The following is a 23,291-nucleotide window of genomic DNA, read 5'->3' on the forward strand; positions in this document are numbered from 1 at the left end:
CTCGGAAATAACCGAATGTGCGCCAGGAATCAGCCGAGCAAAGCTAAATCTCGGGTATGGCTTCGCGAAACCTTCCGGACAACGAACCATCCTGCCACCGCCGCGATAGTGGCACCTGCCGTATTGGTAATGATGTCGGTAATGTCGGCGGCACGGTTGTTATTGAGCAGTAACTGAGTTATCTCGATCGAACACGAGATACCCAGGGACAATAACATGGTCTTTCCTACCGAATACGTGCGCCAATAAAACGCAAGCATGAGTCCCAGCGGAGCGAAAAGACCAAAGTTTGCAACAAGTTCAATGCCTAAATCTCGTTCGCGATGAGCAAGGAATGGAATCCAATTAAACGTTCCACCCGGGATGGACGGGTCAGGCTGTGGTGAAGCCGGAAGGACAGCAATGCATAGACCTAAGAACCAAAGAGGAATGAAAAGGCCTAAGGCCCTACGAAGGGCACGCTGGTTTCCGTTCTTTAGCAGATAAATCAGCCAACCCAGAATCAGTAAAGCGGCAAACAAACCGAAGCTGACAAGGATCGCAACGGTTGACACGGGGAAATAGAACATAGGTATATGAGACTATCTGCCTATTCTGAGAAGTTGCTGTCTCATACCCGGGTATGAGCCGAGCATGCACCAAGTAGGGCCCTACGGATGATCCGAAAGCATACAGCCACCGAATAACGTGGAGGTATGACCATTACTGCACCACATACCAGCACCGATATCGCTGTTTACGCCACCGGCCTGACCAAGATTTATGGCGAAGGAACTACCCGAGTTGAAGCCCTACGCGGGGTAGACGTTTCCTTTGCACGCGGAAAATTCACAGCAATTATGGGTCCCTCGGGCTCGGGCAAATCCACGCTCATGCATTGCTTGGCAGGACTCGACGAAGCAAATGGCGGCCAGATCGTCATTGGTGGAGCCGATATCTCACAGCTGAATGATGATGCACTGACTAAGATGCGCCGGGAGAAGGTCGGCTTCGTCTTTCAGTCTTTCAACCTGGTACCCACGCTCACCGCCGAAGCAAATATCCTGCTGCCGTTGGCCCTGGCCGGTAAGAAGCACGATAAGGCTTGGCTGGAAACGATCGTTGCCACCCTAGGGCTGAAGGACCGACTTAACCACAAACCCCACGAGCTTTCCGGTGGCCAGCAGCAGCGCGTCGCCGTGGCTCGCGCACTGCTTACTCGCCCCGAGGTCGTTTTCGGTGACGAACCGACCGGCAACCTGGATTCGCGTACCGGGGCCGAAGTGCTCTCGCTGCTGCGTTCCTCAACCCGTGAAATGGGCCAGACCATCATCATGGTCACCCACGACGCCGTTGCAGCCTCCTACGCAGACACGGTGCTGCTGATGAAGGACGGCCAACTGGTGGGCCAGATTGAAGAGCCAACCGTTGAATCCGTCACCCAGGCACTTTCCGGGTTGGGTGCATAACCCTTGTTACAGCTAGCTTTAGCCAACCTCAGAACGTATTCGCGGCGCTTCATCGCCGTGACCCTAGCTGTCATGATCGGTACAGCATTCCTCGCCGCGACGCTCATGGTCAACGCCTCGGCCACCGAAACACTGAAAAACAGTATCGGTTCCAACTACTCCACCGCAGACCTCGTGATTTCCGGTGATTACTCGGCAGCCGCAGAAGCCGGGGACGATGAGAAGTCATCGACCTACGCACTTGGCGCCAAGGCGCTCAAGACGGTCGAAGGAACCGCAGGTGTTTCGGCAAGCCACGGTGGCGAAACACTGGGCGTAAGCGTTAACACCGGTAGCAAAACCTACTACGCGGTGATGCAGGTGAACCCGGCGGATGCCAGGTTAAACACCACGGTGCTTGAAACAGGAGCGCTACCGAGCAACGGAGAACAGGTAACCGTTGACGCCACGTACGCCAAGGAATACAACATCTCCATCGGAGATGTGCTGAATCTTCAAAGCACCACCAGCGAAGACAAAGAGATTAGCCGCGAAGTTAAAGTCTCCGGAATCACTGCCTCCTCCAACGACCCAATGACCGGTTCGGTCATGAACCTAAGTGTGGTTCCTGCACTCTTCCAGACATTCTCCGGCGGCGACGAAACCTCCTTTGACTACATCATTGTGGCCGCCGATGCAGGGACCAACCTGCAAACGCTCAAGGGATCACTTGCCACAGCGCTTGAAGCCACGGGCCTGAAGCATCTCAACGTCAACACCGCCGACGAACAGATTACCCAGGACATTGCGACGTTCTCTGGCGGTGAAGATCAGCTCACCATCGTGCTGCTGGTCTTCGCACTGATCGCCCTGGTAGTCACCGGGCTGGTGGTCATGAACACCTTCGCCGTACTGATCGCACAACGTACCCGCGAGCTAGCCCTCATGCGTACCCTCGGTGCCCTGCGCAAACAGATTCGCTCCTCGGTACTTATAGAGGCGTTGTTGGTAGGACTCATCGCCTCCGCCGCAGGTGTGCTGCTGGCCACCGGTATCATGGCCGGGCTGATCGCCATTCTTGCCGCGACTGTCCCGGAAATGTCGTTCGCCGTGCTCGCCGTGAGCCCACAAGCGATTATTGTTCCAATCCTTGCCGGAACGCTTATTACGCTGATCGCCGCGTGGGTTCCGGCTCGCAAGGCCATGTCGGTGGCGCCATTGGCGGCACTGCGTCCGGCCGATGACGCAACGGTCAGCAACAAGGCGGGCAAGATCCGCATCGTCTTCGGTTTGCTGCTGGTACTCAGCGGTGCCGCGGCACTCGCGTACGGTGCAATCAAGGGAGATATCCTGATTGCCTTTGGCGGCGGTATGCTTTCCTTCCCCGGTGTGCTGATGCTGGGATCGCTCTTCCTACCCAAGACAGTTTCGGCGATTGGTTCGTTGACCTCTGGTGGCACAGTTCCGGGCAAGCTGGCAAGCCTCAACGCGGTGCGCAACCCCGGACGTACGACCGCAACTGCCACCGCTTTGCTTATTGGTGTCACGCTTGTATCAATGATGATGGTCGGTGCACAAACGGCCAAGGCCTCCTTGAACGAGGCCTTGGGTAGCGAATACCTGGTGGACGTCGAGGTCATTGACTACGGCATGTCCAAGGAATACAACGCGGACCAGCTGCAGAAGGTCAAGCAGCTCAAGGGTGTTGAGTCGCTCGCCGAGCTGACCCGGGTAGGTTCCTCCGCGAGCGGGCAAGAAGTCTTTGCTACCGATCCGCAAAACCTCAAGACGGTGCTCAACAGCACCAATCAGGTTCCCGGTGTTGGCGAGGTCTTGGTCAGTGGCGGCAACGACGGCAAGACCATGAGCGTTCGTGCCGGATACAACGAAGATGGTGCTGAGACCGGGACCAAGGCAGAGCTGAAAATGCTCATCTCCGAGAGCAACTCCCTGCAGCCTGTCGTTGGTTGGGATACTGCCGAACAAAAGTTGGGAATCACCCCAGCCAATGTGTCCAAGGAAATGGGTATTAATGCAGGATCCATCCTGTGGTTGAAGGTCGATGATTCACTGAGTAGCGCGGATCTACGCACCTTGCAGTCGGATATTGCCTCGGCACTAAATGTTGAGGAATACGCGGTGGGTGGCGGTGTCATGGAGAAACAAATGTTTAACACCGTGATCGATATGCTGCTGATGATCGTTTCGGGTCTGCTGGCGGTCGCGGTATTGATCGCGCTAATTGGTGTCGCAAATACGCTGAGCCTTTCGGTACTCGAACGCACGCGCGAGAACTCGCTACTGCGTGCCCTTGGGCTGACTCGCGGGCAGCTCAAGAAGATGCTTGCAACCGAAGCAGTTCTGATCGGCGGGGTCGCCGCGCTGCTGGGCGTAGTACTCGGCTCGGTCTACGGACTATTGGGTGCGCAATCGGTTATGGGTGCCTTCGGTGCCATGAGCATCTCGATCCCGTGGCTACAGCTTGCCGGCGTGATCGCCGTATCGGTGGTTGCGGCGCTTGCCGCCTCGGTGGTTCCGGCGCGGCGTGCCGCCAAGCTGGCCCCGGTACAGGGACTAGCCAGCGAATAAGTACTAGCTACACATGGTTCGGCGCGGGGCAGATACTTCCTTGAAGAGGGTATCTGCCCCGCGCTGGTTTAATGAATGTGGGTAAAATGCTCGGTTATTTCGCCCGCTCGTTGATTGCTGATGGCCGTGGGGGGGAGAATCGCGCCCGCGGTGCGGGACCTTGAATAAGCGTGTGCCGCTGGGTGGACGGTCGGAGCATTTCTACCCGTGGTATCAGGGATGGTGGTGAGTTGAAAAGCGCTTTCGAACGCTAAGGTTGTTCGGTGACTTCTACGCCGGCCTCGCGGCCTCATCTAACGACTGCAATTTCGGAATACGAGTTTCTGCGCTGGTATTGGCTGAAAGCCGAACTAGAAACCTTCGCACGTGAGATCGCCGTGCGTGCTACCGGGAACAAGGAGCTTCTTACAGCGCGAATCGGAGCAGCTCTGGCGGGGAGACGGTTTGAAGAACCAATGCCCACACGTCGCGCACAAGGACGGCAACTCTCGGCCCCGCTCTCGCACACAACGGTCATTCCCGTGGGCCAGCGTTCTAGCCAAGTCGTACGAGCATGGATGCTTGAGAAGCTTGGGCCAAGCTTCCATTTTGATGCTGAAGTGCGAGATTTTTTCGTGCAGTCTGACGGTACAACGACGATGCAAGATGCACTTGATCATTTCCATGCAACCCGAAACCAGGGCAGCAAGAGTATCGATAGCCAGTTCGAGTACAACCGGTTTACACGTGGCTGGCACAAGAAATACCCGGATGGTTCGCGTGATGAACTCTTGGCAGACTGGCGCGCATATCGAGACACGCCAATCGATCGGCGCGGTCGTATTTAGTTCGGGCTTAAAAGCTCAATCAGGACGGTACCTCAAACGAGCCTGGACAATGTGCAGGTCATCGACTGTGCTGGGCTCGCAACCTTATTTAGCTGGAAGCCTTTTCAAGATCCAGTAGAACCCGCTTGGCTTCTAACCCACCCAAATATCCACCAAGGGATCCATCGCTGCGCAACACCCGGTGGCACGGAACAATGATCGGCAGCGGGTTTGTGGCGCACGCGGTTCCCACCGCACGCACCGCTGCCGGGCGTCCGGTCAGTGCAGCCATTTCCTTGTAGCTCATGGTGTGCCCATACTCGATTTTCGGTAGCGCAAGCTGCACTTCAAGCCGATAGCCACTGGAAAGCTGATGGTCCAAGCCCAAGTCAAAGTGGGTGCGCCAGTGCGCAAAATACTCATCGAGCTGTGTTGCGGCATCATCCAGCGGGGCTGCTCGATGCAAGATACGCACCCCCACCTTGTCAGCCAACACGCCAAGAACCGCGTCAAAGCCTTCCGCGGCAAAGGCAACACGCACCATGCCACGTTCCGTGCTTGCGAGCATCAGCTGACCCAGCGGCGAATCGAGCAGTCTGTAAGAAACATCGATCAATCCCTCTGCCGCGGCGCGTTCTGCCAGTTTCTGTGCGAGAAGATTCATTTCATGCATGGCAAGTTCACTCATGACAGGTCCTTAGAATTGGTGAGTTCTTTGCGTAGGGTCTTGATTCCATCTGCCGCGGCACGCCGCAATGAGGTAGCAGTTCCACCCAAGAATGCGGGAATATCCGCATACGGGAAACCAAGTAAGTAGTGATACCCAATGACCTTGCGCTGTAGCTCGGTCAACGAGTGTAAGGATTCGAGCAGCTCAAGATCGTCGAATCCATCGACGGATGCTTCTTGTTCGGGCAAGGACTCCACAGGAATCGGATGCTTGGTGCGCAACGCATCAATTGCCTTGCGCTTGGCAATAGTGATGAGCCAAGCCTGCAGATTTGCCCCCACGGCAAGCTGCGGATATGCCCGTAGGGCGGCAAGGAACGTTTCGCTCCAAGCATCCTGGGCATCATGTCCGGGACCCAGCAGCGCCGAGCACATGCGCAATACTGCCGGGCCGTGATCCCGCACTACTAGATCGAAGGGCGGGTTTGTTTTTATCTCCACACTAGGTAAACGTACCCGAGACTCGATCTGTGAGGTGTTAGCGCAAAATAATTGTTGTTGCCACGGCAGGCGAGCGGCCCGACTCAACAAAACCTGAGACATTCGAGCCCGGGTGCTTGATGATATCGGTAACCGAACCCAAATGGCGGGCAAGATCGATCTTGTCCTCCGGCGCGGCAAGCAGCAGCTGGAACCCGAATTCCTGCAGCGCGTTAATGCCTGCGGCAGCGTACTCGGAGTTGGCCTGAATGAACGCTTCATCGATCATCACGGTGCCATAGGCGGTGAAACCGGCCGAGGCAAAGCCCAACTGGTAGGCAAGCGCGGCACCCATAATAAACGAGGTGAAACGCTGTCCCTCACCACCGGAGAGAGTTCCGGGTTCCAGACCGGTTTCCAACTCACCATTTGGTTTGTGCTCGTTACAGCTGATTGTCACGTGCTGGCGCACATCAAGCACGGTGTCACGCCACGCGGCACGCGAGGGATCATCGAGGGAATCCACAAGGTATTCGAGTGCCTTGTAGCTCTCGCTCAGCGCCCCGGCACCGCGTGAAGAATATGCCCCGGCCAAGGCCTCCTTGAGGGCCTGACGGAAGGCACGCGCCTCATCGGGAACCGTCGTTTTGACCTCGAGGGCAAGCTTGGACCCATGCTCGAAAGGTACATCGGCAAGAATCTGGTTCAGCGGAGAAATGCGTTCGGCAATCTGTCGGCGTTCCTCTTCCAATAGCTGCAAGAGATCTGAGAAACGTTCGTAGGAACGGTTGGAGAAATACTCGCGGAATTCTTCTTCGTGCTGCGGCAGCCCCTCCTCGATGATTCCCTGGTGCAGCGCAACATAATGTTCCGCGGCCTCAACACCTGTGCCAAAGCTGACGGCGGCCGAATTACCAAACTCACGGGCAAAAGCCTTGAAGGTATCCTTCAGCGCCGCCTCAAGGGTGTAGGTTTCGCGTTTGAGTTCGGCACCGGATTCCGAAAGCGTCAAGGCCAGGGCATTCAGTGCCGCCTCAAGTTCGGCGGTTTCCACGCGGTGGCCCTCTTCGAGCCTGGTGATCAGCGGGGCCAACTGCTCGCTGGCGGCCAAGAGCTCACTTGCCCATTCCTCGGTTGCCGAATCACGGACCTTTGCAGCACGCAGTGCTGTAGTCGCTTTCTCAAGGCTAACTGCAAGCGTTTTTGCTTCGGCGCGGGCAACCGCAAGGGTTCCGACGCATTCTTCGAGCTCAACCCGGGCGGATTCCAAAGCACGGCGCACCGGTGACAGGTCTCCGGAGGTTGCAAGGGCCTCGGCCATACGTGCCTCAAGGTCCTGCAGCGTGGCAAGGGCACCTGAAGCATCAAGGGAGGCAAAGGTACGCTCATCCGATGCCAAGGTGCCCAGCAGGGCAAGCTTTGCCGAGAGTTGGTCCTTGGCAGCCGAACGATCATTTGCCACATCTTCGATGCGCGTCAGCTCGGCTTCCAAAGACTCGAGCTTTGCCTCTAGCTCGGAGATCTTTTCAGCATTGGTGAAGCCCAATAGATAATCGGAGGCGGCAACCGAGCGGGTATCGCGTTCAAAGCTTCCGGCACCGGTCTTGATGGTTCCTGCCAGCGAGATTGCCTTGTCGTGAATGTGCAGCCCGGCATCCGATTCAACACACACCAACGGGTAATCGGCGGAAATTTTGGCCCTCAGCCAGATACCGGCATCCGAATGCTTGAAATCTAGCTTGCCCACCAGATCCCCTGGACCCGGGGTTACCTCGCGTGGAGTCTTTGAAATATCGTTCCAGCGAATTCTTCCCAAACCGGAAAGCGTATCGATCGCGTGGGTTACCGATTTCAGGTCTTCACCGCGCACCAAAATGGTGGTGGCCAGGGAACGCAGCGCCTTTTCGGCAGCCGGACGCCACGGACCGTGAGCGGGGGACAGATCGATCAGTTCACCGGCAAACGGCAAATCCTCAATGTCCAGCTTCGTGGTCGCGGCAATGGCACGCCGCGCCGCAATAGAACGGTCATCAATATTTGAGCCACGCTTGGCATAGGAATCGATCTGAAGCTTGAGCTTGGAGATCCGATCCTTGAGGTTCATGACATTCGCCATGGCCTCGTACTCCATGGTGCGCGCATCCTTGGCAATCGAGGAGAGGTTCTCCGCACTGACGGCGGCCTGTCGGCGCATTGCTTGGAGCCCTGAAGCCGTGAAACTAAAGGAAAGCCCGGCGGATTCAAAATCCGAGCGCAGCGTGCGTAGCACCGCTTCACGATCGGCAAGGGATTTGCGAGCGGCCTCGGCCTCGCGTTCAAGGGCGGCAAGACCGGCACCACCACCGGCCTCAAGCTGTTCATTCAGCGAGGCAATCTTGGTATCCAACACCTGCTTGCGGGCAGTGGATTCCTCAATGAGAGCCGCGTTTTTCTCAACTGCAGCGGAAAGCTGTTCGGTTTCGCTACGCAGCGCACGGGTGGCAAGCTGTGCACCAAAGGCGGGTAGCTGGGTACCCACCAGCGTATTGAGTTTGGACAGTTCCTTGCTCAGTTCCTCATGGCGCATTTTTTGCTCGGGAACATTGGCAAGCGCGTCACGCTGGGCACGGGCCTCCTCGAGCTGGCGGTGAATCCCGCGCAGGTGGGAGAAGTCTTCGATGGCTCCGGACGCGGCCTTCATGGTGGCCGGAATTTCTAGGACCTCGTAGCGGAAGAACTGGTTGACGCCGCGGTCAAGGCCCTTACCGTTTTGCAGGGTGCGCAATAGCGAGAATGCCTTGTCATTATCTATGCCCAGACGGCGACGGAATTTCTCCGCAAACGCCTTATGCACATCAAATGCCTCAAAGCCGGGCAATGATTTTTGCAACGAGGAAGGCGTGAAGCGCCTGGCCCCGTGGTCTTCGAGGGCAGCCGTATCAAGTACCCGGTTGCCCATGACATAGTGCTTGCCAACCTGCCCCTCAAGGCCGTTGGCAGGCAGGTCAAAGATTGCTCCAATGCATACGGAGGAACCCAACCCGTCTTCGTAGACCAGCGCGATGGCACTCCAGGTGGCCCCGGGACGCTGGTAGAGCGTGCCAGCCTCTGTCTTAAAACGACGCCCACGCATATACGAGTAGGTGGTACGCCGGTCCTTGCGGGTTGAGGCCTCGTGCGCGGATTCGTTAAGCCGTGGGGCAGCATAAAAGATGTGCCCAATACCGTCAAAGAGCGTTGACTTACCCACCCCGGGGTGACCGGTGAGCAGGGTTCCGGCGCGGTCAACATACAGGGTGTGGCGTCCGTGGAAGGTACCCCAGTTGATGACCTGGATTTGGGTGAGCCGGTGCTGGCCGGCATTCAGTGCATCGGAGAGCGGCAGGGTCATTTCGATGCTCATACGTCTTCGGTCTCCAACTCAAGTTCTTCGGTGTCATCGGTGCCCACGCGCTCGATTGCGGCAATGTATTCGGGGATTTCTTCGATGGTGGCAAAGGGCAATGCCAGAGCCAAGGCACCGGAAACTTTGTACTCGTTCTCTAACTCGGTGGGCAGAATGAGCTTGAGGCTCAGCAACCGGGCGAGTGCAGCATCGGTGGTTTCTTCAAGTTTCTTATCGTCGGTATCCCCCGGGGCACGGTGTTCCACAAGGATTTCGCGGCTCGCCTCACGGGTAATCACCGCATCGGTACCGGTACCCTGATGACGTTCGAGCAGCAAACGTAGGCGCAATGCCAGCAACGTTTCTTCACGCTTCAGTGCCCGGCGCGGGGCAATGGCGGTTGTATGGGGGGCCTCAATAGAAACCGGGGACAGCAAAGCAATCTTCCGGGTCTGATCAATCTCGAGTTTCAGGAAGATCTCCGCAACGTAGGCAGCAATTTCGGCACGCCTATCAAGCACCAGCTGCCAGAGGCGTGGCTCGGCAACGCCGTCGAGGTAGGGGCCGCGCAATAGCCTGACAAGTAATTGGCGTAGCTGCAGGTCAAACGATCCGGTGTCGCCCTCGAAGAGGCGGCGTTCGGCAATAGCGCCGTCGGGAAGCTGAGTACTCATGCATGGTCCTTAGTGAAGCTGATGGCTGGCACCAGGGCGGTACGCGTGCTGCCGTCAACCTGGGTGAACGTGATTTCTTCAAAGCGTGTTTCATCCGGATCGTCCCCGGAGAGCCGGGCCGCCTCAATCAGGTAGCGGATTGTATTGAGGTGCTTGTGACGATCATCGAGGGTGTTGTAGATAGCACTCAGTGATGCATCGGAGCCAACTGCGGCACGGGCCGCGGTAATTGCGCTGTCCAGCACCGGGATATCGGGTCCCGGCGTGCTGGGAGTGCGCCGAATATCGGCAACCGAAAGTTCTGGAGGAGCGGCAAGCTTAGGTGGTGCTACATGCTCATCGGGATCATAAATACCCAGCCCGGCAATCGAAGTGAAACGTGGGCTATAAAGCTTCAGTGGGGCCACTAAGCTGCGCGAATGCAGTGCTCGTGAGGAAGCAACCACACGCTCGGCGGCACGCACCGCCTCACGCAATACAGCGGCTTCCTTAAACTCTTCGGATTGCACATAGGCGTGCAGTGACTCCGAAAGCCTGCCGTAGGACTGATGCACTTCCGAGGCTTGGCGGCGTAGTTCGCGCAAGAGATTGGCAAGCGTGTGGCGTTCTTGGGCGTCCAAGGCATCAACAAAGTCGCGTTCGAGGACCTCATTGACTGCCTCACGGAAACGAATCTGCGCCTCGGGGGAGTTCAAGAACTCGGTGAAGCCACGGAACGTTTCACCCTGTGGGGTGCTGCGTAATTGCTTATCGCCCTCGAGCACCGCACCTACGGCAACGCCCTTGACCGACGAGGATTCCATGATCTCCCCGCGAAGGGCATGGAGCATTTCCTGGACTCCATCGCGCATGCGCTTGAAATCAGCGGGCAGCCCGGAAGCCATATCCAACACCGATCGGGTTGCGGCAAGCGCGCCTTCCTTGGGCAAAACGGCAGGGGAGGTGCCATCACGTAATGCCTGGATCTTTTCTGCACGTTGAGCAATCTCTGCTTCCAGGGCGCGGATACGTGCCTCGGGATCCGGGTCTGTTTCATGTGCCAAGGATTCAAGGGACACCAGCAGGGTGTTTAGCCGCGAAGAGTTGAGGTTGGTGCGATCTCCGGAGAAGTCGGCAAGAAATTTCAGTACACGCGCGGTCTGTGCCGTGGGTTCGTACACAAAATGTCCATCGACAAGCGGGCGGGCCAGAAACTGGTTTTTCACCCAAACATCGGCGTATTGTGCGGCGCTCGTGGAATCGTTGAATGAGGGATCCTCGGTGCGCACCACCTTAAGGAAAGATTCTAGCGAGGCATGGAAAATTTCTAGTCCGATGCGAGGCTTGGCGCTGGTAAATTCGGCGCGCAGGAAGGCAACAGCCCACGGGGCTGCGGAGAGCAACTTCCAGGCCGCGGATGACCTAAATTGTTGCGTCTGACTCCACAACGGGCTCGCCTGGTGGGTAGTTCGCATCACGGTCCTTTTGCGGGGGTTGAACTAAACAATCCTAGTCCATCGGCGAGCCGTTTAATTGATGTAGCGCGACACTGTAGGGTCGTTTGCACCGAACCAGTGACCAACACGCGGTGGTCCTGCCGTGCCGTGGACAAGGGGAACACCGATGCCGAAACGTAAATATCTTGCAGCGGCAGTGATTGCTGCTTGCTCCCTGGTCTTTTCTGGTTGCTCGGCAACCGGTTCACCAGCACCGGAGCGAAGTCTACCGATTTCACTGCAAACAAGCACCGACGCTTCAGCTGCCGATCCTTCTGCCGCACCCGAGGAATCGACTGCCCCCGATGAGACCCAGGTGCTGGCCCAGGCAAATGCGTTGGCAGGTAGCTATGACTACGTTGGTGCGCTGAAGGTGCTGGAAGGTGCAAGCGGTGAGAAGGTTGAAACCGCACGCGAAGACATTAAAGCAGATCAAGCCAAGACGGTTGTTTGGGAAGATAATTCAAAGATTTCCCACCTGTTCTTTCACTCCTTGGTGGTAGATCCCAAGCGTGCCTTTGATGGGGATGACCGCCAACAGGGGTATTTGGATTACATGGTGACCATGGATGAGTTCAACAAGATCATTGCAGAGCTCTACGCCCGTGACTTTGTTCTGGTGAATCCGGCAGATATTGCCGGGTTGGATAGGAACGGCAAGATGGTTTACCAGAAGATCCATCTTCCCAAGGGCAAGACTCCCATCGTCCTCTCCGAAGACGACGTGAGCTACTACGAGTACATGGATGGTGATGGGTTCCCCTCCAAGCTTCTGCTTGATGAGAATGGGAAGGTCACCAATCAGTACATAGATGCCAAGGGCAAGACAATGCTGGGTTCCTATGACATGGTGCCGTTGATCGATGACTTTGTTGAAAAGCACCCGGACTTCTCCTACCGAGGAGCCAAGGGGATCATCGCGTTGACTGGTTATAACGGTGTGCTTGGATACCGCACCTCGAAGAGTCAATACCCGGATAACAAGAACATGGCAAAGGACATTGCCACGGCAACCGAGGTAGCCGATGCCATGAAGAACACCGGATGGGTTTTTGCCTCACACGCCTGGGGCCACATTGATATGGGCAAGAGCCCGGTGGCACGCGTGAAGAATGACATGAAACTTTGGGACGATGAGGTCCGTCCCATCATTGGTGACACCGATCAGTTCATTTACCCCTTCGGTGCCGACATTGCCCGGGTAGAGAAATACTCGGGCACCAAGTACGAGATGCTTAAGAAGGACGGATTCGACTTCTTCTACGGTGTTGATGGAACCACAACGGCATGGATGCAAAAGGGCGATGGCTACCTGCGTCAGGCGCGCATCAACCTCGATGGCCTACAATTCGCCAAGGAAAAGCGTGGGGATCGTCCGGTGCTCAAGACCTTCTTTGACGTCAAGAAGGTCATTGACCCGGCCCGACCCAAATAAGAAGTTCTAGAACTCTTCGCTTTCAACCGTTTTTTGTTGGTGTGAGTTGTACCTGTCGCCAAGGATCGTGTTCTGGTTGATCAGCGCACCAACCTTGGCGAGCTGAGCGGCGTCCAAAGATACTGTTTGGGCTCCCATGTTTTCTTGGTGATGGGCAGAGTTCTTGGTTCCTGGAATGATATGAATGTGTTCGCCTTGAGCCAGTGCCCAGGCCAACGACAATGCTGCGGCTGTGGTTCCCCACGCTGTAGCCAGAGTCGTGAGCTGGTCAACGAGTTTGAGGTTACCGGGATAGTTTTCGCTACTGAAGCGGGGCATGAAATGACGCATGTCGGTTTTTGGGAGCCCTGCAATGTCGCGTAAGTTTCCTGTGAGATACCCACGGTAGAGCGGGCTGAAGGCGACAAACGCGGTACCTAGCTGCGCACAAGTATCGATCAAGGCGATTTCTGGGTTGCGGGTAGCTAGCGAGTATTCATTTTGCACAGCAGCAATGGGGTGTATGGCATGAGCCCTGTTCAGGGTCTTGGCGGAGATTTCCGAAAGCCCAATCCCGCCAATCTTTCCTGCGCTCACGGCCTGGGCCAGTGCGCCAACCGATTCTTCCACCGGAATCTCGGGGTCAAGTCGATGTAGGTAGTACAGGTCGATGCGATCGGTCTGTAAACGTTGTAAGGATGCGTCGATCTGGGCATGGATCGTTTCGGGGCGGCCATCGATCTTGCCTCGTCCCTCAACTAACGATAAGCCGCCCTTGGATGCCAAGAAGTACTCGTCTCGACGGGTTTTTAGATACTCACCGATGAGTTCCTCGCTACGCCCGGCCCCATAGAGTGTTGCTGTGTCGATGTGGTCGACACCAGAATCTAAGACTTCGTTCAAGAGCCGGCCTGCTACCTGAGGTGTGGGAAAGCTTGAATAACCATGAACGATGTTCATCGCTCCAAAACCCAACGGATTTACACTCTGGCCAGCTAACATGCGTGAAGTCATAGCCTTACTTCTATCATGAGCCGAGGGCGAGGAACGCACCAAGTTCTGAAAAGGCTGCGGGATTTGTGGGAAGGAAATGCGTTAGCCGTGGGGAACGAACGATCACAGCACGCCACTGACCACGAGATACCGCAACATTAATGCGGTTGCGGTTGAGTAAGAATTCGATACCGCGAGCGGCATCATCTGCAGATGAACACGCCATTGACACCAAGACCACCGGTGCTTCCTGGCCCTGGAACTTATCAACGGTTCCGGCCCTCACGTCTTCAAGACCCGCGGCGTCGAGTTCTTGGCGCAATAGATTTACCTGGGCGTTGTATGCGGCGACCACCAAGATGTCCTCGGCACGCAACTCGCGCTGTGCAATGCCTTCACCAGCAATCCACATCAAGCCCACATGAGCACGTACCTGATTGATGATCTCGGCGGCCTCTTCAAGGGATTGGGTAGTGTTTCCGTGATGCTCAACCAAAACTGTTTCAACACCCGCGGGTACCTCGGAGAGTGATCGAGTTGCAGCAGCTGCCGCAGATTGAAGTTTCGACTCATAGCTAAGCGCCGAGACCTTTTGGCACAGCTCGGGGTGCATACGCCACGAATCGGCTAGGAAATAACCAAGGTCCTTGGGCAGCGTGGGGTGTCCGGCGCTGAGCCAGCCAAGAGCTGACTCATCAACGGGCTGTGGGTGGGAGCCCTGGGTGACCTGCGGGAGCTGTTGCGGATCGCCTAGCAACAACAAGCGCTTTGCTGCACGCGAGACGGCCAAAGTGTTTGCCAGCGAATACTGTCCTGCCTCATCGATGACCAATAGATCCAGGGAACCTTCGGGAACCCGTTTGCCGGTCATGGTCCACGCGGTACCGCCAATCAGTGCACCCTCCTCACCATTGAGCAATCTTTCGATAGCATCATCGGTGGTTCCAGCCCACGGAACCTGGGTCTTATCTCCTACCTTTTGTTTTTTGGCTACCTGCTCCGGATACACTCCGGCTCCGGTGATTGCCTTTTCCAACACGTTATCTACAACCGCGTGGGACTGGGCAACAACACCAATCTTCCAACCCTGTTTAACAAGTGCGGCTATTACATGGGAAGCGACAAAGGTTTTACCGGTGCCCGGGGGGCCCTGAACCGCAAGATATGAATGGTCAAGGTCGTTTAATGCCTCAACGATTGCCGGAACGAAGTTCTTGAGCCCGTTGATTTCCTGTGGAACCGGGGGACCTGAAAGCGTGCTAAAACGCGGTGCTGCCTTACGCAGGATATCTAAGCCCGGATGTTTCGGTAGGGAAGGCAAAGTGCCACCAACTGTGCGGGCAAGTTCGGCCAATGATTCACGTAGCGAGGTTGTATTGATTGGCTGGTCTGGGGTGAGGGCTACCGGCAGGTTCCCAAAGGGAGAAACCTTGGTGTTTGATTTTTCGGTAATGACAAAACGATCATCGTTTTCGCTGATTGTCGCGTTGAAAAGTCCCGAACGATCTGCCATCGAGGGTTCAAGCTCGGGCGGCAGTGGGTGCGCATACATCGCGAACCAACTCGAGCCCACCTTGAAATCTGAGCCTTCGGCCATGGTTCCGTGTAGTTCAGTCAGCCGGGATTCAACCCGGGCACGAGCAGAGGCCTTATGCCAGTCTTCAAGAATCTGCGCATCATCAACAACAAATACATTGCGGGTATCCGCCCAGGATTCAAAAGGCTGGTCGAGCCTGTCAAAGTGTTCCCACCAGAATTGTTTGGCTTCCCGACGGTGATAACCGGTTGCCGCGGCAACCATGGCGATTGCTCGTTCATCATTGGTCAGCGCGCGGTTTTGTGGCAGGGCCTCAAGATAGGTGCGCAGTGCTATTTCCTCTGCGCTGGGTTCAATCTCATCAATATCGGGAAGAGGTGTTTCTTCAACCCACTCGGTACGTGGTACATGCGGAACTAGGCTCATGAGCCAATCGCGTAGGCGCAATGTGGAGAGACAATCGTATTCGTTGTAGTCGCTAATTGATTCGAGGGTGCGTCCGGCCTCCACTGTATCGATTTCCAATTGATCGCAATACTTGGCGTAGGCAACCACCGAGGCTCCGGCATCCTTCACGTCCCCGCCGCGTAAGTGCTCACCCATGTAGAGCGGTTCAAGCTTCTTAATGGAGTAGGAACGTTCGGAAATCATTAGTGAGTGGCGCACCGTGTCATAGAGATCAACGAGCAATCCGTCGCGTAGCCATTGATCGATAACGTCCTCATTGACCACGTGGCGCAACGAGAGATTACGCAAGGCACTCTTTTCATAGGGAGCATAGTGGTAGACCTTCATTCCCGGGTATATTGCCCGGCGAGCCTCGACATAGTTCACAAAATCGGTAAAAGCTGTACGCTCCTGCGCACGGGAATGCGCCCAGAACGGTTTAAACACTGGCTCACCGGTATCAATCTCAATGGAACCAAATAGGTATTCAAGTCCCCACGAATCATCAAAGGGGTCCTGCCAGAGCGGGTCGCCCTCAAAATCGAAAAAGATGTCTCCGGGGTTGGGCTCCGGGAGTCGGGAAATTGTTTGGGTCTTAGAAACCTTGTAGCCGACCCCGCGTACGACTCCATCTCGTTCGCCGAGACCCAGCTGCATGCGTGCCTGTTCGGCAAGCCTGAAATTAGGGTCTTGAGGTTGGGTAATTTGTTCTGCAAGCTCGTGGATGGTGGTGATCCCCGATTCCATGAGCTTCTTGCGTTTGGTGGTGCTCATTCCCGCCACAAGTAGTAGATCATGGGTTGCCTCAACCTGGGCCGAGCAATAATCGCAGCGACCACAAGCCGTGACTCCGGCCTGTCCCCACGCTACCGGCAGGTCCTGTCTCTGGTGTGCCTTGATCAGTGTTTTGAAGCGTTCGCGGCGATCCCTAAACACTGGAAGAAGTTCATGCATGTGGTGTTCTGAATGCTCATTGTCGCCCAGCACCAAGGTGGTGAGGGGGGAGACTCTGATGCCCGCGGCTATCAACTGATCCCCATATGCTGCAAGCTGTAAGAGTGCAGTGACTCGTGCATGGCGAGCAAGCTTGGTGTCCCATACCGCATAGGAGCCATCTTCCTCGCGGATCAAAAAGTCGGCAAAGCCAACGAATTCCCCATCAAAGAACGTAGCTTGGAAGACAACATCGGCACCGGCATGTAACGCATCAAGGGTTTCTTGCTGGGCTTGGTGCAATGAGTCCTTGTTGCCACGCACTCCCGCCTGCAGGATCTTCACCCCGCGCCCGGTGGCAGGGTCATGCTCCCCAAATTTGGCAAGTAACGAATCTAGGACCTTGTGTTCGTGAATATCTCCGAGTTCTGCTGTGCGTTCAAGCATTTCATCGGTCTCGGCCGTGGCGGTCTTACTTCGGCCGAGGCGTTCATCGAGCTTACTCAACGACGTGAATTCGCAGCTTGCTGCTGTTACGAGGTCACTGGCTGAGTAGATCAGGTCTTGATCGAGGAAAAACACGATGCGGGCGCTCCTTCAAGGCTTGGCTTGCCTTCGAAACTAGCACTAACCCTGTGACATTTTGGTTTCTTGCTTTCCGATCATGCACTCAGCGTAGTGGGTAGTTTGAATCCTTGAGGTTCTCTTCGACACGGGTGTAAGCATCGCGAGCTATGGCTTTCCAGAACCGCAGGGCGAGGGATGGGTTCTTGGTTTCCAATTGTGCAATCGCTTCTGCGGTGAGTACCTTCAGATGTACCTCGCCCAGGGCGGTGACTCGGGTTGTTTGATCTCCTTCACCACCGAGAGCAATTTCACCAAAAGTCATTCCTGCGGAAAGCGTTGCATGGCGGGTGGGTTTATCACCTTCGTGTGTGGAGGTCACTACCTTGCCGTTGAGAATGAAGTACACCCCACCAAAGTCTTGGCCCACCCGACGAATAATCTGATCATCGGCAACCTTAGATTCGGTCATAGCCGCATCGAGTACACGAATATCGGATTCTGCAAGTGGTGCCAGCGCGGCAAAATCAGAGATTGCTACCTCTTGCGGCATCAAATCGGGGGTTCCGTGCCGCAGGAGAAGGGTGGTTTCGGCCCATTCCACGGCGTCGTTGCGATTTGAGAAGAATTTGACCTCTTCAAGGGGAGCAAATAACTGATCTTGAACTAAGACTAGGGTGCGACTCTCGGCAGCCATGGCATTATTCAGATCTTGGATCATCCGAATGGCGATCTTATCTAGTTCATCGACCCGGCGTAGATCCAGGATGACAAGTTCAACATCCGCTGACAGATCACTCACCTCACGCACCATGGATTCGGTTCCGGCAAAGAGCAGATCCCCGGCCAGTTCTAAGATGTGAGCGCGTTTTCCGTACTCGGCCAGGAGCTTGACGGCATCTTCGGTGTGCCGGGTAGCCGAGGGAACATCGGTGATGTCGTAATGGTCGCGGATGACCGAGCGGCCAATGCGTGCCGCCCGCACAAAATGCAGACCCATGTCCTTACTGATGCGCTCGCTGGTCGCGAGCCCACGTACCGAGGAACCATGTGCATCAAGGGCGGGGGAGTAGATAGCGAGTCCGAGCTGTCCGGGAAGTACAGCGATCAGTCCGCCACCGACCCCAGATTTTGCTGGAAGTCCCACGGCACTGATCCATGCGCCAGCGTCGTCATACATTCCACAGGTGGTCATGACCGATAGAACTCGTTGAACGGCTTCGGCACTCATTACCTTGGCACCGCTGCTCGGGTGCACACCTCCATTTGCAAGTGAGGCGGCCATCATCGCAAGATCTGAGGTATTGACCATGACAGAGCAGGCTTTGAAGTAGTCTTCGAGCGCCGGGGTCGGATCTGTTTCAATAATATTGAAAGATCGCAACAGGTAGGCCAGTGCCCGATTTCGATGCCCGGTCAGGGCCTCCGAGGCATAAATTGTTTCGCTGAGGCTGAGCTCGCGGCCGGCACACTGAGAAAACATTTCAAGGATTCGCTCGAACCGTGAGGTTTCACCATCTTTGATCATCGAGATGGTGGCGATGGCACCTGCATTGATCATGGCGTTGGCGGGGCGTCCGGTTTTGCGTGCCAGGGAGATTTCATTAAAGGCATCGCCGCTGGGTTCAACATCGATTTTTGCATCGACCGCTGCCAATCCCTGATCGTCCAAGGCCAATCCATAGGAGAACGGTTTGGAGATCGACTGGATTGAAAACTCAAGCTCTGCATCACCTACCGTGTAAATGTGCCCATCTACCGTGGCCATGGCTATAGCAAATTTTGAGGTATCGGCATCAGCCATGGCCGGGATGCCTTGGTAGGGCGTGCCGGAAGTGACCTTGAGTAGGTCCTCATAGAGATGGCTCAGGTAATCAGCTATGGGGGATCGCATGATTCCCAGCCTAGGCGTTTGGAGCCTCGAGTGGGCCGTTTGCTTGCAAAGGAATATTGTTGAGGGCCTCACCAATGGCATGACCTAGGATTTGAGCGCCGGCAATGGTTGGATGCACCCCATCATCGCTGAGTCCCGCTTTGAAGGTGCCAGCGGGTGTACGCAGCCCCGCCGCAGCATCAACAAAGAGCCATCCTTGTTCCATGGCGAGCTGACGTAGAAACTCGTTGTAGATTGCTGTTTGGCTGGCTTCATCATCACGTGGCGGAACGCTCGAAAGCAATACCACTTCTGTTGAAACGATTTTTGTGAGGCTCTGGAGGTTTGCTGCAATTTGAGCAAACCCGATGCGGTGGGCAAGATCGTTGGTGCCAGCCACAATCACTAGGGCATCTGCAGAGGCATGATGTAGAGCCCTGGTCATATCCCCGGTTTGTGCTCCACCCATGGCCCAACCACCAACCCAGGTAAGGTCGGAAGGCTGTCCCTCGGGGTGCACAAAATGGATCCACGAAGCCTCTCCAACCTGCCCGGCAGCCACCGTGTGGCTCCCTGCTGCTGTTATTGAGTCTCCGGCAACCAGAAAAGTTGTGGAGTTGGCTTGGGCCAAGGTACCGAGCGCCAGGGGAGTGGGTTTCGGGCCCTGCGGAGCGCCGACAAGTGACAATAGGACCCCCAAGATTCCGATGAGTGCTATTGGAAAGGCCAAACGTTGATTTTTCACTAGGTTTCTTCCCGCTTGATGCTTCAAGCCTAGGGTGTGGGAGTTAGTGAAAAATGCCTATTTTGGCAACGATTCGGCATCTCTGAGCACAAAACGCTGCAACTTGCCCGAGGGAGTCTTAGGAAGTTCACTCACATAGGTGATCCGGCGTGGGTAGGCGTGCGCTGCATATTGGGTTTTGACCAGTTGTTGAAGCTCTACCGTGAGTTCGTAACTGCCCAAAAGTCCACTACGGAGCACCACATAGGCCACCAGCACTTCGCCACGAAGTTCATCGGGGACGCCAATAACTGCCGATTCCAACACATCTGGATGCGCAGCTAGCACCGACTCGACCTCGAACGGACCAATCCGGTATCCGGCCATGATGATCACATCATCGTCGCGGGAGGAGAAGAAAATATAACCGTCCTCGTCCATGGTTCCGGCATCCCCGGTGTAATACCAACGGCCATCGGCCGAGTAGCGTGCCGCGGTGAGCATTGGGTCTCCGGAATAACCGTTGAACCACATCATGGGTGATCCAGGAATATTAATAGCCACTCGCCCACGAGTTCCCGCTGGAGCACACTCATCCTTGTCTTCAAATAGAACGCAGGCCGAATATCCAGGCATGGGTCGTCCCATGGAACCGGGCTTGATCGTATCGATGACCTCTGGAGCCCAACCATTGACGATACACATGCCCATCTCGGTCTGACCATAGTGGTCACGTACCGGAACACCCAACACCGACTCTGACCAAGCAATAGTAGGAGCGTCTAATGGTTCACCGGCGGAAGAAGCCCGTTTGATATTTAGCCCCGGTACGCCATTAGGATGTGAGGCACGCATCGATCGAACGATGGTGGGTGCCGAAGCAAAGTTAGTGACTCCAAACTTTGCTAGTACTTGCCAGCAGAGTTCCGCACTGAAACCTGTAGTCAGCAACAGGTTACGCCTGCCCGCATAAAGTGGTGCCAGAATCCCGTAGTACAGACCGTAAGCCCAACCCGGATCCGCAACGTTCCAGAAGACATCGTCTTCTTGGACATCTAGCCCGTACTGGAAATAAACATTGAATGCTTCAAGAGCACGTACCGGAACCGGAACACCCTTAGGTGTACCTGTAGTACCGGAAGTAAAAATCTCAACGAGCGGATCATCGAGCAAACGTACGCACGCCGTGAACCCTGCGGGTTGCTGATCAAGCAAAGGGCCAAGTTCCCCGGTGCTCAGCACCGGGTAGTCAAGTAGTTCTAACTTAGGTAGTTGGGCGTCATCGGCAATGATGAGTTTGGCTCCACCACCGGCAACCCGAACCTCAATGGCAGGGGTAGCGAAAGCCGTGAAAAGTGGTACGTGCACAGCACCTAAACGCCAAAGGCCCAAGAGCGTATAGACAAGTTCGGCGCTCTTGGACATCAAGGTCGCTACCCGGTCTCCGGGTTTGATTCCACGGGCGGCAAAAAGTGATGCTGCACGTTCCGAACGATCTTTGATCAGCCCATAACTCAAATCAACTGAGTCAAGGTTTGCATCAATAACTGTGAAGGCAATCTGATCCGCAGGGTGCCTATCGCACAAAAGCTGTGCAGGTTGTACCTGGGACGCCAGCGTTGAAGAAACCTGAATATTAAACGCTTGCATTGCGCGGATGACCACCCTTGGACGAGCTCAAGAAAATTACTTTGCTTGGAGTCAAGTTATCAGGTGACCATCCGAACAACGCTCAGTGTTAAGTTAGCGTTTGCGGCCCACGGCCAGCGACGCCAGCACCACACCAGCGCTAACAGTGTTAACTGCCGGCCAAGCACCAATCTTTTTGGCCAATGGATGCGAAGCGCCAAAAGCTGCAAGATAGAGCGCCGTCAGGGCAGCAGCCTTTGGAGTTCCAGCATTAGCCTTCCAAGCCAGAAAAGCACCTGTTCCCGCAACGGCAAGAACTGCTCCGCCGAGTGGTCGGTTTTTAGTTGCGCGCGCAGTGGCGAAACCACCGAGGAGTCCGGCTCCAGCCAGAGCAGAAGGTAATAGCGACATGTCTTTTCTTTACTCCTAAAGTTCGTTGTTCCTCGGTAACCAGCGTAGGCCTGCGGTACCTAGATATGGGATCTTTGGGTGATTCGACGCTGAGTTGCTCAACGCCCTCATACATCGTGTCTTATCTTGGTTCCCTGATCTGGGAAAAGACTGAGCCGAAGCTACCTGCGCTCGCCGAGGAAGGCATTGCGAATCATTGCCTCGGTTTCTGATAGACCCTCACTGGTGATCTACACGGTGAGGTATTTGACGGTGCCCCCCGAAATCGGTAACAGGTCGCGGATGAGAAGCTTTGGCGTCTTGGAGTGATGGAAGTCGAGAGTATTCATTAGAATTTTCGATGAAGTAAGTTCTCAAGGTAATATTTTCGAATATTAATTCTTTACTTCGTTGAGCCTGCGGGTTAGAAAAAAGAGCCCTTACCAAAGCTGTTCGAGGGGGAGAATTGGTAGTGCTGAGCATTCTCATACTTGGCACTCAGTGCGCATCATTAGGGTTGGTAAATGCAAGTATTAGAAATCTGGTGGCAGGCTGTCCTTCAGGGGTTCGTGCGCAGTGAACCGCTGAGCTTCACGATGTTGCCTATTCTTGCAGTGATTACCCTTTGTATGTTGTTAACAGTTCCACGGATTACCTGGAAATTCTTTGGGCTGTACGTAACATTTGTACACGAACTTGGCCATGCCTTTGCGGCGCTGATGACCGGAAGAGTCGTTCATGGACTAAAAATCGGGCTCGATCATTCGGGTGAACTCGTAAGTAGTGGAAAGCCTGGATTCTCGGCCCTCTGGAGTGGGTTTTGGGGCTATCCTGTCCCGGCGCTTGCCGGAACCTTGCTGATCGGGTCGTCGTACTTTGGTTTCGCTTCGGCTGCATTATCGGTTGGTGCACTAATCCTTTTGGTCTCACTCATTTTCCTCAGGAATTGGACTGGTATTTTGGTTGCCGTTGCATCGGCAGCAATCGCCCAATTGCTCGTTGTTTTCACGCCAAGCGGAGCTATTGCTTGGGTAGTTTTGTCGCTGGGTCTGATGCTTCTCATCGGTGGAGTTCGTGATCTTTTCAAAGTCCTGGGCGTCCATATTAATCGACGCGAACTCATTGAAGCTTCCGACGCGTACCTCTTGTCGACTCGAGGCTGGCTACCCGCGTGGTTCTGGCTCTGCGGATTTATTGTGGTGGTTGGTAGCTGCGTCGTTGCCTCGAGTTTTTTGCTCAGGCTCATGCTACGAACCTAATCAATATATGTACCACCTATACGACCATTGGAAAGCAGACCGGA

At 55.4% G+C, this 23,291-nt stretch carries 17 protein-coding genes; 5 read left to right on the forward strand and 12 right to left on the reverse strand.

Going from position 1 to position 23,291, the window contains the following annotated elements:
- Positions 1 to 29 precede the first annotated feature (29 nt).
- Positions 30 to 554 carry a VanZ family protein gene (locus CQ018_RS13035; RefSeq protein WP_181149878.1) on the reverse strand — a complete coding sequence of 175 codons (525 nt, stop codon included), beginning with the start codon at positions 552 to 554 and terminating at the stop codon, positions 30 to 32.
- Positions 555 to 695: 141 nt separating this feature from the next.
- On the opposite strand from CQ018_RS13035, the gene CQ018_RS13040 reads away from it, so the two are divergent.
- The 3 genes from CQ018_RS13040 to CQ018_RS13050 all read left to right on the forward strand — a co-directional run bounded on the left by CQ018_RS13040 (position 696) and on the right by CQ018_RS13050 (position 4,843).
- Positions 696 to 1,448, forward strand: coding sequence for an ABC transporter ATP-binding protein (locus CQ018_RS13040; protein ID WP_105550445.1), 753 nt, complete (start codon positions 696 to 698; stop codon positions 1,446 to 1,448).
- Positions 1,449 to 1,520: 72 nt separating this feature from the next.
- A complete protein-coding gene (locus tag CQ018_RS13045) occupies positions 1,521 to 4,016 on the forward strand; it encodes an ABC transporter permease (RefSeq protein ID WP_146111904.1) in 2,496 nt (831 codons plus the stop codon).
- A gap of 263 nt (positions 4,017 to 4,279) precedes the next feature.
- Positions 4,280 to 4,843 (forward strand): DUF6434 domain-containing protein, encoded by a 564-nt coding sequence (locus tag CQ018_RS13050; protein WP_219844058.1) that lies wholly within the window; start codon positions 4,280 to 4,282, stop codon positions 4,841 to 4,843.
- An 88-nt stretch (positions 4,844 to 4,931) separates the two neighbouring features.
- Here the strand turns inward: CQ018_RS13050 and CQ018_RS13055 are convergent, their stop codons facing one another.
- From CQ018_RS13055 to CQ018_RS13075, 5 genes are read right to left on the reverse strand one after another with little or no spacing between them, the layout of a single operon-like run.
- A complete protein-coding gene (locus CQ018_RS13055) occupies positions 4,932 to 5,510 on the reverse strand; it encodes a methylated-DNA--[protein]-cysteine S-methyltransferase (RefSeq protein WP_105550447.1) in 579 nt (192 codons plus the stop codon).
- Positions 5,507 to 5,992 carry an RNA polymerase sigma factor gene (locus CQ018_RS13060; RefSeq protein WP_258142604.1) on the reverse strand — a complete coding sequence of 162 codons (486 nt, stop codon included), beginning with the start codon at positions 5,990 to 5,992 and terminating at the stop codon, positions 5,507 to 5,509. The genes CQ018_RS13055 and CQ018_RS13060 overlap by 4 nt, the downstream gene beginning before the upstream one ends.
- 37 nt (positions 5,993 to 6,029) lie before the next feature.
- Positions 6,030 to 9,353: an ATP-binding protein gene (locus CQ018_RS13065; RefSeq protein ID WP_105550449.1), complete on the reverse strand. Its 3,324-nt coding sequence runs from the start codon at positions 9,351 to 9,353 to the stop codon at positions 6,030 to 6,032.
- A complete protein-coding gene (locus tag CQ018_RS13070) occupies positions 9,350 to 10,009 on the reverse strand; it encodes a DUF4194 domain-containing protein (protein WP_105550450.1) in 660 nt (219 codons plus the stop codon). The genes CQ018_RS13065 and CQ018_RS13070 overlap by 4 nt, the downstream gene beginning before the upstream one ends.
- Positions 10,006 to 11,463 carry a DUF3375 domain-containing protein gene (locus tag CQ018_RS13075; RefSeq protein WP_105550451.1) on the reverse strand — a complete coding sequence of 486 codons (1,458 nt, stop codon included), beginning with the start codon at positions 11,461 to 11,463 and terminating at the stop codon, positions 10,006 to 10,008. Before CQ018_RS13075 ends, CQ018_RS13070 begins: the two co-directional genes overlap by 4 nt.
- A gap of 148 nt (positions 11,464 to 11,611) precedes the next feature.
- On the opposite strand from CQ018_RS13075, the gene CQ018_RS13080 reads away from it, so the two are divergent.
- Positions 11,612 to 12,919 (forward strand): polysaccharide deacetylase, encoded by a 1,308-nt coding sequence (locus tag CQ018_RS13080; protein WP_105550452.1) that lies wholly within the window; start codon positions 11,612 to 11,614, stop codon positions 12,917 to 12,919.
- Between the two features lie 6 nt (positions 12,920 to 12,925).
- Here CQ018_RS13080 and CQ018_RS13085 read toward each other — a convergent pair whose 3' ends face one another.
- From CQ018_RS13085 to CQ018_RS13110, 6 genes are all read right to left on the reverse strand, one after another.
- A complete protein-coding gene (locus tag CQ018_RS13085) occupies positions 12,926 to 13,912 on the reverse strand; it encodes an aldo/keto reductase (protein WP_105550453.1) in 987 nt (328 codons plus the stop codon).
- 13 nt (positions 13,913 to 13,925) lie between these two features.
- A complete protein-coding gene (locus tag CQ018_RS13090; RefSeq protein WP_105550454.1) occupies positions 13,926 to 17,390 on the reverse strand; it encodes a bifunctional RecB family nuclease/DEAD/DEAH box helicase in 3,465 nt (1,154 codons plus the stop codon).
- Positions 17,391 to 17,478: 88 nt separating this feature from the next.
- Positions 17,479 to 19,266: a glutaminase A gene (gene glsA, locus CQ018_RS13095; protein ID WP_105550455.1), complete on the reverse strand. Its 1,788-nt coding sequence runs from the start codon at positions 19,264 to 19,266 to the stop codon at positions 17,479 to 17,481.
- A gap of 10 nt (positions 19,267 to 19,276) precedes the next feature.
- On the reverse strand, positions 19,277 to 19,975 hold the full coding sequence (locus tag CQ018_RS13100; protein ID WP_219844059.1) for an SGNH/GDSL hydrolase family protein: 699 nt from the start codon (positions 19,973 to 19,975) through the stop codon (positions 19,277 to 19,279).
- Between the two features lie 72 nt (positions 19,976 to 20,047).
- The gene (locus tag CQ018_RS13105; protein WP_105550576.1) at positions 20,048 to 21,619 is read right to left on the reverse strand and encodes an AMP-binding protein; all 1,572 of its coding nucleotides are present in this window, start codon (positions 21,617 to 21,619) and stop codon (positions 20,048 to 20,050) included.
- Positions 21,620 to 21,712: 93 nt separating this feature from the next.
- Positions 21,713 to 22,009: a hypothetical protein gene (locus CQ018_RS13110; protein ID WP_105550457.1), complete on the reverse strand. Its 297-nt coding sequence runs from the start codon at positions 22,007 to 22,009 to the stop codon at positions 21,713 to 21,715.
- Between the two features lie 503 nt (positions 22,010 to 22,512).
- On the opposite strand from CQ018_RS13110, the gene CQ018_RS13115 reads away from it, so the two are divergent.
- On the forward strand, positions 22,513 to 23,247 hold the full coding sequence (locus CQ018_RS13115) for a M50 family metallopeptidase (protein ID WP_105550458.1): 735 nt from the start codon (positions 22,513 to 22,515) through the stop codon (positions 23,245 to 23,247).
- Positions 23,248 to 23,291: the final 44 nt, after the last annotated feature.

The sequence above is a fragment of the Arthrobacter sp. MYb227 genome (genome assembly GCF_002975435.1).
GTDB lineage: Bacteria > Actinomycetota > Actinomycetes > Actinomycetales > Micrococcaceae > Paeniglutamicibacter.

What these genes read in the sequence shown, in the direction of transcription:
- CQ018_RS13040 (WP_105550445.1), top strand. Translation starts at nt 696, where the DNA reads ATGACCATTACTGCACCACATACCAGCACCGATATCGCTGTTTACGCC.
- CQ018_RS13045 (WP_146111904.1), top strand. Translation starts at nt 1,521, where the DNA reads ATGATCGGTACAGCATTCCTCGCCGCGACGCTCATGGTCAACGCCTCG.
- CQ018_RS13055 (WP_105550447.1), bottom strand. Translation starts at nt 5,510, where the DNA reads ATGAGTGAACTTGCCATGCATGAAATGAATCTTCTCGCACAGAAACTG.
- CQ018_RS13065 (WP_105550449.1), bottom strand. Translation starts at nt 9,353, where the DNA reads ATGAGCATCGAAATGACCCTGCCGCTCTCCGATGCACTGAATGCCGGC.
- CQ018_RS13070 (WP_105550450.1), bottom strand. Translation starts at nt 10,009, where the DNA reads ATGAGTACTCAGCTTCCCGACGGCGCTATTGCCGAACGCCGCCTCTTC.
- CQ018_RS13075 (WP_105550451.1), bottom strand. Translation starts at nt 11,463, where the DNA reads ATGCGAACTACCCACCAGGCGAGCCCGTTGTGGAGTCAGACGCAACAA.
- CQ018_RS13080 (WP_105550452.1), top strand. Translation starts at nt 11,612, where the DNA reads ATGCCGAAACGTAAATATCTTGCAGCGGCAGTGATTGCTGCTTGCTCC.
- CQ018_RS13085 (WP_105550453.1), bottom strand. Translation starts at nt 13,912, where the DNA reads ATGACTTCACGCATGTTAGCTGGCCAGAGTGTAAATCCGTTGGGTTTT.
- glsA (WP_105550455.1), bottom strand. Translation starts at nt 19,266, where the DNA reads ATGCGATCCCCCATAGCTGATTACCTGAGCCATCTCTATGAGGACCTA.
- CQ018_RS13105 (WP_105550576.1), bottom strand. Translation starts at nt 21,619, where the DNA reads ATGCAAGCGTTTAATATTCAGGTTTCTTCAACGCTGGCGTCCCAGGTA.
- CQ018_RS13110 (WP_105550457.1), bottom strand. Translation starts at nt 22,009, where the DNA reads ATGTCGCTATTACCTTCTGCTCTGGCTGGAGCCGGACTCCTCGGTGGT.
- CQ018_RS13115 (WP_105550458.1), top strand. Translation starts at nt 22,513, where the DNA reads ATGCAAGTATTAGAAATCTGGTGGCAGGCTGTCCTTCAGGGGTTCGTG.